This window comes from Schauerella aestuarii (assembly GCF_009866805.1).
Lineage (GTDB): Bacteria > Pseudomonadota > Gammaproteobacteria > Burkholderiales > Burkholderiaceae_B > Schauerella > Schauerella aestuarii.
In genome coordinates, this window is sequence record NZ_SIZW01000043.1 from 722877 (window position 1) to 736038 (window position 13162).

General features: G+C 62.4%; 11 protein-coding genes. 2 read left to right on the forward strand and 9 right to left on the reverse strand.

Annotated elements, in window-relative coordinates:
- Nucleotides 1-36: 36 nt before the first annotated feature.
- Nucleotides 37-2622: a bifunctional aconitate hydratase 2/2-methylisocitrate dehydratase gene (acnB, locus tag EYW45_RS22590; protein ID WP_161137688.1), complete on the reverse strand. Its 2586-nt coding sequence runs from the start codon at nucleotides 2620-2622 to the stop codon at nucleotides 37-39.
- Between the two features lie 220 nt (nucleotides 2623-2842).
- On the opposite strand from acnB, the gene EYW45_RS22595 reads away from it, so the two are divergent.
- A complete protein-coding gene (locus EYW45_RS22595; RefSeq protein WP_235939184.1) occupies nucleotides 2843-5734 on the forward strand; it encodes a mechanosensitive ion channel domain-containing protein in 2892 nt (963 codons plus the stop codon).
- Nucleotides 5735-5835: 101 nt separating this feature from the next.
- Here EYW45_RS22595 and EYW45_RS22600 read toward each other — a convergent pair whose 3' ends face one another.
- Nucleotides 5836-6063 carry an XRE family transcriptional regulator gene (locus tag EYW45_RS22600; protein ID WP_161137689.1) on the reverse strand — a complete coding sequence of 76 codons (228 nt, stop codon included), beginning with the start codon at nucleotides 6061-6063 and terminating at the stop codon, nucleotides 5836-5838.
- A gap of 352 nt (nucleotides 6064-6415) precedes the next feature.
- On the opposite strand from EYW45_RS22600, the gene EYW45_RS22605 reads away from it, so the two are divergent.
- Nucleotides 6416-6961 (forward strand): hypothetical protein, encoded by a 546-nt coding sequence (locus EYW45_RS22605; RefSeq protein ID WP_235939185.1) that lies wholly within the window; start codon nucleotides 6416-6418, stop codon nucleotides 6959-6961.
- A gap of 187 nt (nucleotides 6962-7148) precedes the next feature.
- Here the strand turns inward: EYW45_RS22605 and EYW45_RS22610 are convergent, their stop codons facing one another.
- The 7 genes from EYW45_RS22610 to EYW45_RS22640 form a co-directional block, all read right to left on the reverse strand.
- Entirely contained in the window at nucleotides 7149-7538 is a 390-nt protein-coding gene (locus EYW45_RS22610) for a YchJ family protein (RefSeq protein ID WP_161137690.1), read from the reverse strand.
- Entirely contained in the window at nucleotides 7535-7924 is a 390-nt protein-coding gene (locus tag EYW45_RS22615) for a hypothetical protein (protein ID WP_161137691.1), read from the reverse strand. The genes EYW45_RS22610 and EYW45_RS22615 overlap by 4 nt, the downstream gene beginning before the upstream one ends.
- A gap of 180 nt (nucleotides 7925-8104) precedes the next feature.
- Nucleotides 8105-8380 (reverse strand): GNAT family N-acetyltransferase, encoded by a 276-nt coding sequence (locus EYW45_RS22620; RefSeq protein WP_161137692.1) that lies wholly within the window; start codon nucleotides 8378-8380, stop codon nucleotides 8105-8107.
- A gap of 133 nt (nucleotides 8381-8513) precedes the next feature.
- Complete coding sequence (locus tag EYW45_RS22625; RefSeq protein ID WP_161137693.1) at nucleotides 8514-9965, reverse strand: bifunctional 2-methylcitrate dehydratase/aconitate hydratase; 1452 nt, start codon at nucleotides 9963-9965, stop codon at nucleotides 8514-8516.
- A 28-nt stretch (nucleotides 9966-9993) separates the two neighbouring features.
- Nucleotides 9994-11154: a bifunctional 2-methylcitrate synthase/citrate synthase gene (gene prpC / locus EYW45_RS22630; RefSeq protein ID WP_161137694.1), complete on the reverse strand. Its 1161-nt coding sequence runs from the start codon at nucleotides 11152-11154 to the stop codon at nucleotides 9994-9996.
- A gap of 35 nt (nucleotides 11155-11189) precedes the next feature.
- Nucleotides 11190-12080 (reverse strand): methylisocitrate lyase, encoded by an 891-nt coding sequence (gene prpB / locus EYW45_RS22635; protein ID WP_161137695.1) that lies wholly within the window; start codon nucleotides 12078-12080, stop codon nucleotides 11190-11192.
- Between the two features lie 86 nt (nucleotides 12081-12166).
- A complete protein-coding gene (locus EYW45_RS22640; RefSeq protein WP_161137696.1) occupies nucleotides 12167-13156 on the reverse strand; it encodes a malate dehydrogenase in 990 nt (329 codons plus the stop codon).
- Nucleotides 13157-13162 lie beyond the last annotated feature (6 nt).

Below are 13162 nucleotides of genomic sequence, written 5' to 3' on the forward strand. Positions count from 1 at the left end.
CACGAAGCACGCGGATCGAAACGTTCTAAAGACCGATCAGACTTCGATCACGTCGGCGACGTCTTTGTAGTCGGCGATCTTGTCGAAGTTCAAGTACTGATAGATCTTGTCGCTGTGCTCGGCGATGACGCCAACGTCGCTCATGTACTCTTCCTTGGTCGGGATACGACCCAGGCGCGAGCAGATGGCGGCGAGTTCGGCGGATCCCAGGTACACAAACGTGTTCTTGCCCAAGCGGTTGGGGAAGTTGCGCGTGCTGGTCGACATCACGGTTGCCCCTTCGCGCACCTGCGCCTGGTTACCCATGCACAGCGAGCAGCCGGGCATTTCCATGCGCGCACCGGCGACGCCGAGCACGCCGTAGTGGCCTTCTTCGGAAAGCTGTTGCGCATCCATCTTGGTGGGCGGTGCCACCCAGAGCTTGACCGGAATGTCGCGCTTGCCTTCGAGCAACTTGGACGCGGCGCGGAAGTGACCGATGTTGGTCATGCAGCTGCCGATGAACACTTCGTCGATCTTGGCGCCAGCCACGTCCGACAGCGTCTTCACGTCGTCCGGATCGTTGGGGCAGGCGACGATCGGCTCGTGCACGTCGGCCAGATCGATTTCGATCACGGCGGCGTACTCGGCATCGGCGTCCGGTTGCAACAATTGCGGATCGGCCAGCCAGGCTTCCATCGCCTTGATGCGGCGGCCCAGCGTGCGCTCGTCTTCGTAGCCATTGGCGATCATCCACTTCAACATCACGATGTTGCTGTTGATGTATTCAATGATCGGCTCTTTGTTCAGATGCACCGTGCAACCGGCGGCCGAACGTTCGGCGGACGCATCGGAGAGTTCGAACGCCTGTTCGACCTTCAGATCCGGCAAGCCTTCGATCTCGAGCACGCGGCCCGAGAAGATGTTCTTCTTGCCTTGCTTGGCCACCGTCAGGAGGCCGGCCTTGATCGCGTACAGCGGAATGGCGTTGACCAGATCGCGCAGGGTGACGCCGGGCTGCAGTTTGCCCTTGAAGCGCACCAGCACGGATTCAGGCATGTCCAGCGGCATCACGCCGGTGGCGGCGGCGAACGCCACCAGGCCCGAACCGGCCGGGAACGAAATGCCGATCGGGAAACGCGTGTGCGAATCGCCGCCCGTACCCACCGTGTCGGGCAACAGCATGCGGTTGAGCCACGAGTGGATCACGCCGTCGCCCGGGCGCAAGGAAATGCCGCCACGGGTGCTGATGAATTGCGGCAGGGTGTGGTGCGTTTTCACGTCCACAGGCTTGGGGTAAGCGGCAGTGTGGCAGAACGACTGCATGACGAGGTCGGCCGAGAAACCCAGGCAAGCCAGATCTTTCAGTTCGTCGCGGGTCATGGGGCCCGTGGTGTCCTGGCTGCCCACCGAGGTCATCTTCGGTTCGCAGTACGTGCCCGGGCGGATGCCCTTGCCGTCGGTGAGACCGCAGGCGCGGCCGACCATCTTCTGTGCCAGCGTGTAGCCGCGGCCGGTATCGACCGGATCTTGCGGCAGGCGGAACAGCGTCGAGGGCGGCAGGCCCAGCGCTTCGCGCGCCTTGCCCGTCAGGCCGCGGCCGATGATCAGCGGAATGCGGCCACCGGCGCGCACTTCGTCAAACAAGACATCGGACTTGACCGAGAATTCGGCGATGACCTTGCCGTCTTTCAGGGCACGGCCTTCGAACGGACGCAGTTCGACGACGTCGCCCATGTTCATGTCGGACACGTCCAACTCGATCGGCAGGGCGCCGGCGTCTTCCATCGTGTTGTAGAAAATCGGGGCGATTTTGCTGCCCAGGCACACACCGCCGAAGCGCTTGTTGGGCACGAAGGGAATATCCTCGCCGGTGAACCACAGCACCGAGTTGGTGGCCGATTTACGCGACGATCCCGTGCCGACCACGTCGCCGACGTAGGCAACCAGGTGACCTTTTTCCTTCAGGCTGTTGATGAATGCCACCGGACCGGTTTTGCCGGGCTCTTCGGGGGTGATGCCATCGCGCGGGTTCTTCAGCATCGCCAGGGCGTGCAGCGGAATATCCGGGCGGCTCCAGGCGTCGGGCGCGGGCGAGAGATCGTCGGTGTTGGTTTCGCCGGTGACCTTGAAGACCGTGATGGTCAGGCTTTCCGGTACTTCCGGACGGCTCGTGAACCACTCGGCATCGGCCCAGCTTTGCATGACGCTGCGCGCGTTGGCATTGCCGCCGTCGGCTTTTTCCTTCACGTCGTGGAAGGCATCGAACATCAACAGCGTTTTCTTCAACGCGTCGGCCGCAATGCCGCCGACTTCGGCGTCATCCAGCAACTCGACCAGCGGGCCGATGTTGTAGCCACCCAGCATCGTGCCGAGCAGTTCGGTCGCGCGGCTGCGCGAAATCAGGGCACAGCTCTCCTTGCCCAGCGCGACGGCGGCGAGGTAGGACGCCTTGACCTTGGCGGCATCGTCCACACCGGCGGGCACGCGGTGCGTGATCAAGTCAAGCAGCACCTGCTCTTCGCCGGCGGGAGGCGCCTTCAGCAGCTCGATCAAATCGGCAGTTTGGGTGGCGGAGAGGGGCAGCGGGGGGATGCCCTGCGCCGCGCGTTCGGCGACATGTTGGCGATACGATTCGAGCATTGCAGGCCTTGAAAGAGAGGGGTGGAGAAGACGATACGGCGGTGATTTTAGTGCCAACCCGCGCGGACTTCAAGGTCTTGTATCTTATATAAGACAGGGCTGAATTTGACCCTTGTTGCAGGTCTTCCGCAGAGGGCTTGTTATCCTCTAGGGCTTTTCCGGGTACGGTCGTGCGCCGCACCCGGCACTTTTCCCAAAAAAATTCACACGGAGGGCGCCCTTGCGGGAGATCGCCAACACCACCCCCCATCTTCCTCGAAGCCGCATCCCGGTCTGGGCGCCGTTTCTGTTTATTGTGTTGTTGATCAGTAGTGTCTGCCTGTGGGCGCCGCGCGCCTGGGCCCAGGCCGACTCGGCCGCACCGTCGGCCGGCTCACCACCATCCGCGCAAGGGAACCCGGCACCGGGCACTGCAACGGCGTCCGACCCGGCGCATGTTGCCGCAACGGCTAGCTCTGGCGCAGGCCTGGCTTCATATGGGGCCCTGGCCGACGCCCTCGAAAACGAATCCTCACGCCGGCAACTGATTGAACAGCTGCGCACGCTGGCCGCCGGGCAACCGGCCGCCACGGCACCGGCGTCGGGCAGTGCTGCACCTGCGCCGGCTGCGGGCGCAGCGCCGCCTGCCGCGGGATCGAGCCAGGGATCGCCTGCGGCGCCCGCCAAAGGCGCATCGGCCACGGACAAGTCGATCGCCGCGGCGTCCAACGCCCAGCTCACCTTGCCGGAGGAGCAAGGCGACGCATCGCTTGGCCGGCGCATCGCCGACGGCACACAGGCGTTCGTGGCGGGAATTGCGCTGGACGTGAGCGAGGCGATCGACACCTTCAAGTCGTTGGGAAGCGGCGGGGGCGCGCGTGGCGTGACCTGGGCGCAGTGGACCCAGGCGCTTACCAGCTTCGCCATCGTGCTGTTGGCCACGGTGATTGCCTTTGCGGTGTTGCGCGCCTTGGCCCGACTGATTTTCGCGCGCCTTGACGTCTGGGTGGCCAGGGGTGAGGACGCTGCGCCGGCCGCTGCACAGATCGGCCCGTTGCCCGACGGTGACGTGGTGGCTTCGCCGCAGGTGGACGACGCGCTTGCCGGGCCGGTCAGTCCGGCGCATGCCGATACGGTGGCGGCCGCCGCGGCACCGCGCTCTTCGTCGTGCCATCGCGTTTTTCACGCGCGCGGCTGGTACCGTTCCGCGATCGCCATGGGCGCGGCATTCCTGGTGGATCTCGCAGTCGTGTTGCTTGCCTGCCTGGTGGGCTACGGCGTGGGACTTTTCGGCACTGGCCGGCAGGGCTCGATCGGAACGCTGGACCTCTTTTTCATCAATGCGTTCATGGCAGTCGAGATCACCAAGGTGCTGATCCGCGTGGTGTTCGCCACGCGCTATGGCCATTTGCGCTTGCTGCCGATGGCCGACGATGTGGCCACGTACTGGAATCGCTGGCTGGCGGTGGTCGTGAGCCTGACCGGTTACGGCATGCTGATCGTGGTGCCGCTGGTCAAGGCCATGTTCTCGGCCGCAGTGGGGCAGATGCTGGGCCTGCTGATCATGCTTGGCGTCTATATCTATGCCGTACGGGTGATCTGGAGTAACCGCGCGCTGATTCGTCATCGGCTCGAGGCCCGGGCCGATCGCGCCTCGACGGCGTTTTTCGGCACCCTGATCCGCATGCTGGCGCGCGTGTGGCATCTTGCTGCAATCGCCTATTTCACGGTGCTGCTGGTGGTGAGCCAGATCGCGCCGCAGGATGCATTGCCGTTCATGGCGCGCGCCACGGTGCAAACCTTGATTGCCATTGCGATCGGCATGCTGCTCTCGTCGATCCTGAGTCTGGCGCTGTCGCGGCCGCTCCGGCTCTCGGACGACATGCGGGCGCGTTTGCCCATGCTCGAGGCCCGGCTCAACGCGTACGTGCCCGCCACGCTCAAGGGCATACGGATGCTGATCCTGATCGCCGTCGTGCTCGTCGTGTTCGATGCGTGGCAGGCCTTCAATCTGGCGGTGTGGATTGCTTCGGAGAGTGGGCGCGCAACGGTGAGCACGGTAATTCACGTGGCGATCATTCTGCTGGTCGCCGCCCTGGCCTGGACGGTGATTGCCAGCATCATCGAGCATCGGTTGAGTGTGTCGTCAGGCAAGGGCGCGCCCAGTGCGCGCGAGAAAACGCTGCTGTCGCTGTTCCGTAACGCTGCGTTGATCGTGATCGTGACCATGACGATCCTCATTCTGCTGTCGCAGATCGGCATCGATATCGCGCCGCTGATCGCAGGGGCCGGCGTGGTTGGCCTGGCGATCGGTTTCGGCGCGCAGAAGCTGGTGCAGGACATCATCACAGGCGTGTTCATCCAGCTCGAAAACGGCATGAATCAGAACGATGTGGTCGAGGCGGCAGGTGTATTCGGCACGGTCGAGAAGCTGACGATCCGGTCGGTGGGCATTCGCACGCTGGATGGCGGTTACCACCTGATTCCGTTCTCGTCAGTGACCACGGTCGCCAATCACATGCGCGATTTCTCCTACCACTTGGGCGAATACACGGTGGCCTATCGCGAAAGCGTGGACGATGCCATGTATCACCTGGAACAAGCGTTTGAAGAGTTGAAGCTGGATCCCGTGCTCGCGCCGGAGATCCTGGAAGACATGACGATCCCGGGCGTGACGGCGCTCAACGAGCGCGGTTTCACGATCCGTGTGCTGATCAAGACGACGCCGGGCATGCAGTGGGCCGTGCAGCGGGGCTACAACCGGTTGGTGAAAAAGCACTTCAATGCTGCCAACATCGAGTTGCCGTATCCGCATACCGTCGTGTATTTCGGGCAAGACAAGCGGGGCGCGGCGCCTGGCGCCAACGTCAATCTGGCGCAAACAGCGGGCGAGGAGGGCACCGATCGCGCTTTGCCGCCGGGCAATGCGCTGGGCCGGCCGGTGCGGGTTCAGGTGGCGGAAAACGCCCCTGCGCCGGGGCATACGCCTCGGCCGTTGACGCGTGTGCCGGCTTCGTCGGCCGAGGATGTATTGGGCAACGAACTCGATACGGTGGTGGATGAAGACGGCGAGCCGCGCGAGGATGTCGAGAAGCGCGAGCCAACCCGGCATAACGACGGGCGTCAGTCTTAAAGCGCGGCGAAAGCAAAAAGGGCACGCCCGACACTTCAGGTGTTCGGTGTGCCCCTTCAGCCGACCGCCAGCGGATCAACCGCAGCGATCAACTTTGGCCATCAGTTGGCGCGGTAGGCCGAAATCACCGGATGCTGCTGTCGGCCGGCGCGTTGCGCGCGAAGCGTGTCCTGCACCATCCAGGCGAAAGCGCCAAGCACGTGCGCCGCGCGGCCGGCGAATCGGCCGACGCTCGGTGCGATCTGTCGTGCATGCTCAGCTTCCACTTCGACGAGGCTGCGTTCCAATGTATCGGTAAGACGGGCATTGGCGAGTGACTTGATGCTCATGGTCTTCTCCCTGAGAAGTCCTGCTGCGTGGGTGAGTCTTCATCTTATGCTCATCGTATTGCAGTGCAATATAAATTTTCGACTTCACGATAAAGTGTTGCCGTAATGCAGCGAAGTCAATGACTTAGGCTTCCGGCTTAACGTTATGCGCTGCACCAACATCAAGATGGGGGATACGTGGGAATGGGATGAGCAAGGCCGCGGCATAGCGCTTGCTAACGTAACCGCCATCGCGTCGGGGTCGGACTGGCGTCAAAGGTCTATATCGCTCATGCAGATGAGGCCGCGACGCTTTTCCGATGCCGTACGTTAAATCGCAATCCGTCCTGCTGGGCGAAAATAGGAGTGTTCTATGAATGCACGTCGAATGTCTGTTCGTTTGCCGAGCCTTGCTCTGTGTACCGCTGGCCTGCTGCTGGCTTCCGCATCGTCGGCCTTCGCCGCCGATTCGGCGCGCACCGAGATTCAACGCCAATATCAAGCCGACGTTGCCCGATGCAACGCCGGCCAGACCGCTCAGCCGAAGAACGTCTGCTTGCAGGAAGCTGGCGCTGCCCGCCAGGAAGCCATGCGCAGCCGCCTGGTGAACGCAAACCAGCAGTACGACCAGAACGCCACCGCACGTTGCAATGCCTTGCCCGCCGCCGACCGTTCGGCTTGCGTCGCGCAAATGTCCGGCCAAGGCCGCACCATGGGTAGCGTGGAAGGCGGCGGTGTGCTGCGTGAAATGACCATCCAGGTACCCGCCAACCAGGTCAATGCTCCGGGCGCTGCCCCCGCGCCGATGCCGCGTGCCGGTCGCCCGGTACCGGCTCCGATGCCGCAAGGCGCCGCACCTGCGCCGATGGCTCCCGCCCCGATGGCGCCGGCTCCGCAAGCCCCCGGCATCCGCTATTGATCTCTGCCTGAGCGCGCCTGATCGCTCATGATGAGCGCCGGGCAGCGCACCCAGGCAAGTTCGTGCGTTCAAGTAAAACGGCACGGCCTGTCTCCGAACCCCCGAAGCACAGGCCGTGCCGTTTTTTTGACGCGTCATCCGATCGATGCAACACATGCCGTTCGATTGGACGGATGCGCCCGCACAATCAGCTGACGTCGCCGTCCACGTAGTACCAACGGCTTTTCGAACGCTTGAAGCGGCTGGTTTCCTGCATGCGCATGCCGCGGCCGGCCACTCGGTAGCGGGCAACGAAAGTGACGACGGCATTGTCCGCATCGATGTTCTCGACGCCCTTGACCTGCAATCCCAGCCATTTCAGATCGGCCGGATTGGGTTCGATGGTGGCCGGACGGGTCTCGGGCCACCATGTATCGCGCAAGTAGGTGAGGTCGTCCATCACATACGCCGTATAGCGCGAGCGCATCAGCGTTTCGGCATCGGGGGCGCGCAGCTTGAACGAGCCCATGTGCCAGCGTGCGCAGCACGACGGGTACATGCGGCCGCTGCCGCAGGGGCACGGACGTTCGCGGCTCATCGTGACACCAGCAGGGTGGTCCACATGGCGATCATGGCAATCATTCCTAGAAAGCAGCCGCCCCAGAGCCCCACCAGCGGCCATTTGAGGCCGAGCGAGATTTTCTTGGGATCGACGTGTTTGAGCATGCGATTGGCGTGACCCGCCAGCCACAGTTTCGACGTGGGAAACGTCACGCGCAGAAAATAGTCCAGCAGAATACCCAGACGAATCGCCATCGGATACTGCTCGAACGTGCGATGTTCGAGGTATGGGTGTTTCATGGCCTGGTTGATCTTGCGCGTATTGAAGTAAATGAAAATGGCGGAGACCGTGGCAGCAACGAAACAGGCCACCAGGGTGCTGAAGCTGAGCTGCAGCACGTAGGCAATAACCGGTGAGTTCATGAGGAATGCGGCGGGCGAGTGAAGGAATAACCCGCGATTGTAAGGGTCAATGCCGATCGACGCTCCGATGCCATCGTTTCAGGCCCCGGGGCGCCGGTTGTGGCGCTGTCGGCGCTGCACGGGCCATCGTCGTGATCCCCAGGCAATCACGCCGTCACCGATCATAAGATCGTCAACGCATCAAACCGTCAGGTCGGCATAGTCCGGATGGCGGCGCACATACTCGGCCGCGTAAGAACACGCGGTCACGACGCGCCAGCCATTTTCGCGCGCCGTATCCAGGGCCACGCGGGTGAGATCGCCGGCAATGCCGCGACCCGAGACGGCGGCCGGCACGCCGGTATGCAGAATCGTCATCACGCCATCGTTCAGCGCGTAATCAAGTTCGCAAGTGATGTCGTCGACAATGGCTTCGAAGCGGTTCGCGTCGGCCAGATGGGTAACCGGAACAGTCATGATGCAGGGCTCCTGAAATGAAAAAAGCGGCCCGCTTGAACCGATCCGGCTTTCCGGATCCATTCAGCCAGGGCCGCTTGGGTGATGCTGCCGACCGCATTCCCATGCAGTCGACCTGAATCACGCCGTCGACTTAAATCACGTAGAGATCGACGTATTCGTGAACCGGCATCGCCTCGAGCTTCTTCTGGTCGAGCGAGATATCCAGAATACGCTGTTGTTGCTTGGCCGGGAACTGGCGCGCCAGGTTCGTGCGGAACTTGGCTTCCAGAAGCGGAATACCGTCGCCACGGCGGCGCTTGTGGCCGATGGGGTATTCACACACGATCTCGTCGAGCTTGGAGCCGTCGTTGAATTCGACGGTGACAGCGTTGGCGATCGACCGCTTTTCCGGATCGTGATAATCGCGGGTAAACGTGGTGTCTTCAACGCAGACGATCTTGTCGCGCAGGGCATCGATGCGGGGATCGGCGGCGATCTCGTCCTCGTAATCGCCGGCGGTGAGGCGTCCGAAGAGAATCGGCACGGCCACCATGTATTGAATGCAATGATCGCGATCGGCCGGGTTATCGAGCGGGCCTTTCTTGTCGATGATCCGGATGCAGGCTTCGTGCGTGCGAATCGTGATCTGCTTGATGTCTTCGGCCGACTTGCCTTTCTGAGCGAGAAGCTTGTTGATGTCCATTGCGCATTCAACGGCCGTTTGCGAGTGGAACTCGGCCGGGAACGAAATCTTGAACAGCACGTTTTCCATCACATAGCTGCCGTACGGGCGCTGGAACTTGAAGGGCTGACCCTTGAACAGCACGTCGTAGAAGCCCCACGTCTTGGCGGACAGCACCGACGGATAGCCCATTTCGCCGGTCTTGGCGATCAGGGCCAGGCGCACGGCGCGGCTGGTGGCGTCGCCCGCCGCCCAGCTCTTGCGGCTGCCGGTATTGGGCGAGTGGCGGTAGGTGCGCAGGCTCTGGCCATCGACCCAGGCGAGCGAGACGGCGTTGAGCACTTCGTCGCGGTTCAAGCCCAGCATCTGCGCAACCACGGCGGTGGAGGCGACTTTCACCAGCACCACGTGATCCAGACCGACCTTGTTGAACGAGTTTTCCAAGGCGATGCAACCCTGGATTTCGTGCGCCTTGATCATGCCCGTAAGCACGTCACGCATCGAGAGCGCCGGCTTGCCGGCGGCGACGGCGTTGCGCGAGAGCCAGTCGGCGGTGGCGAGAATGCCGCCGAGGTTGTCGGACGGATGGCCCCATTCAGCAGCCAGCCACGTGTCGTTGAAGTCCAGCCAGCGAATCATCGTGCCGATGTTGAACGCGGCCTGGATGGGGTCGAGCTGGAATTGCGTACCGGGCACTTTGGCGCCATTTGGCACTACCGTGCCGGGCACGACGGGGCCGAGCAGTTTGCGGCAGGCGGGATATTCCAGCGCCTCGAGGCCGCAGCCCAGGGTGTCGATCAGGCAGTTGCGCGCCGTCTCATACGCCAGATCGCTTTTGATCTGGTAGTCGAGCACGTAATCGACGATATCGACCAGGACCTGATCGGGCTCGGGACGAACATTGGAAATGTGTGCGGACATCTAAAGTCTTCCTCTGATCTCGTTTGTTTTATTTGCGCTTCGAAAGCGGCACGAATTTCTGATCGTCCGGGCCCACGTAATTGGCCGTGGGGCGAATGATCTTGTTGTCGACGCGCTGTTCCATGATGTGCGCGGCCCAGCCGGCGGTGCGCGCGATCACGAAGAGCGGCGTGAACATCGCAGTGGGGATGCCCATCATGTGATAGCTCACGGCCGAGTACCAATCCAGATTGGGGAACATCTTCTTGACTTCCCACATCGTGGTTTCAAGCCGCTCGGCGATGTCGTACATCTTGGTGCTGCCGCCGTCTTTCGACAGCTTCTTGGCCACATCCTTGATGACCTTGTTGCGCGGGTCGGACACCGTATACACGGGGTGACCAAAGCCGATCACGACTTCCTTGTTCTCCACACGCTTGCGAATGTCGGCCTCGGCCTCATCCGGCGTGTCGTAGCGCTTCTGGATCTCGAAGGCCACTTCGTTGGCGCCGCCGTGCTTGGGGCCACGCAGCGCGCCGATGCCGCCGGCGATAGCCGAGTACATGTCCGAACCGGTGCCTGCGATGACGCGGGCCGTGAAGGTTGAGGCGTTGAATTCGTGCTCGGCGTACAGGTTGAGCGAGACGTGCATCGCGTGCACCCACTCTTCCGACGGTTTCTTGCCGTGGAGGAGGTGCAGGAAGTGGCCGCCGATGCTGTCGTCGTCGGTTTGGACGTCGATGATCTGGCCGTTGTGGCTGTAGTGATACCAGTACAGCAGGGCCGAGCCCAGATTGGCCATCAGGCGATCGGCAATGTCGCGCGCGGCCGGCGCGTTGTGGTCGTCTTTCTCGGGCAGGATGCAGCCCAGCACCGATACCGCCGTGCGCATGACGTCCATCGGGTGGCTCGCCGCGGGCAGCGCTTCGAGCGCGGCCGTGAGCTGGATGGGCAGGCCGCGCAGGCTGCGCAGCTTGGCTTTGTAGCCGCGTAGTTCGCCTTCGTTGGGCAGCTTGCCGTGCACCAGCAGATAGGCGATTTCCTCGAATTCGCTGGTGTTGGCGATATCGAGAATATCGTAGCCCCGATAGTGCAGGTCGTTGCCGCTCTTACCCACGGTACACAATGCGGTATTGCCGGCGACGACGCCGGAGAGCGCGACTGACTTCTTGGGCTTGAACCCGGTCTTTTCTGTTTCGTTGCTGCTCATGTCTCAACTCCTTCGAAGGATGGTGGGGGCAGTGCTCAGCCCTTGTTCTTTGCGAACAGCGCATCGAGTTGCGACTCGAATGCGTGATAGCCGATGCGGTCGTACAGCTCGTCACGCGTTTGCATCGTGTCGAGTACATTCTTCTGATGGCCGTCGCGGCGGATGGCGGTGTACACATTCTCTGCCGCTTTGTTCATGGCGCGGAAGGCCGAAAGCGGGTAGAGCACCATGCCGACGCCCGTGCCGCGAAGTTCTTCCACGGTAAAAAGCGGGGTCTGGCCAAACTCGGTGATGTTGGCCAGCAGCGGCACACTGACGGCCTTGGCAAATTTTTCGTACGTGGGCAGATCGTAGGCGGCTTCGGCAAAGATAGCATCCGCGCCGGCTTCCACGCACTTGATCGCACGCTCGATGGCGGCATCCACACCGTGGCTGGCGATGGCGTCGGTGCGGGCAATGATGAAGAAGTCGCTGTCGGTCTTGGCATCTACCGCGGCCTTGACGCGATCGGCCATTTCCTCGGTCGATACGATTTCCTTGCCGGGTCGATGACCGCAGCGCTTGGCGCCCACCTGGTCTTCGATGTGGCAGGCGGCAGCGCCGAATTTGATCAGGCTCTTGACGGTACGGGCGATATTGAAGGCCGAGGCGCCGAAACCAGTGTCGATATCCACCAGCAGGGGAACGTCACAGACATCGGTGATGCGGCGCACGTCGGTCAGCACGTCGTCCATCGTATTGATGCCCAGATCGGGCAAGCCCAGCGAACCTGCCGCCACGCCGCCGCCGGACAGATAAATGGCGCGATATCCCGCGCGTTTGGCCAGCAGCGCATGATTGGCGTTGATGGCGCCAATGATCTGCAGCGGTTTTTCTTCAGCCAGGGCCTGGCGGAAGAGGGCACCGGGAGAGGGGGAACGGGACATGACAGGCTCCGAAGGGATGGATTCGCGAACGTGCGGCGGGAGATAACAATCGGGCCCGACTAAGCGGGCCCGATCATTCACAGGATTTACTTCAGCAGATCGGCCACGCCGTCACGCTCTTCGAGCAATTCCTTCAAGGTGAAGTCCAGGCGTTCGCGCGAGAACGCGTCGATTTCCAGGCCTTCCACTCGGGTGTACTCGCCATTGGCGGTCGTGACCGGCACGCCGTAGATGATGCCTTCGGGAATGCCGTAGGAGCCATCCGAGGGAATACCCATCGTGACCCACTTGCCGTTGCTGCCCAGCACCCAGTCGCGGATGTGGTCGATGGCGGCGTTGGCAGCCGATGCCGCCGACGAGAGACCGCGGGCTTCGATGATGGCGGCGCCACGCTTGCCCACGGTGGGGATGAACGTGTCTTTGTTCCATGCGTCGTCTTTGATCAGCTTCTGCAGACTTTCACCGCCAACCGTCGCGAAACGGGTGTCGGGATACATCGTGGGCGAGTGGTTGCCCCAGACGATCAGCTTTTCGATTTCGGCGACGGGCTTGCCCGACTTGGCCGACAACTGCGACAGCGCGCGGTTATGGTCCAGGCGCAGCATTGCGGTGAAGTTCTTGGCGGGCAGATCCGGTGCCGACTTCATGGCGATATAAGCGTTGGTATTGGCCGGGTTGCCCACGACCAGCACCTTCACGTCGCGCTTGGCCACTTGGTTGAGTGCCTTGCCTTGCGCCGTAAAGATCTGGGCGTTCACGCTCAGCAGATCCTTGCGCTCCATGCCGGGGCCGCGCGGACGGGCGCCGACCAGCAGGGCGACGTCGATATCCTTGAATGCGGTCAGCGGATCGCTGTGGGCGGTGACTTCCTGCAGCAGCGGGAAAGCGCAATCGTCCAGCTCCATGATGACGCCCTTGAGCGCCTTCTGGGCTTTTTCATCGGGGATTTCGAGCAATTGCAGGATGACCGGCTGGTCTTTTCCCAGCATTTCGCCGGAGGCGATACGGAACAGTAGGGCATAGCCGATTTGGCCGGCGGCGCCGGTGACGGCAACGCGCATGGCGGGCTTGGACATGAAGCG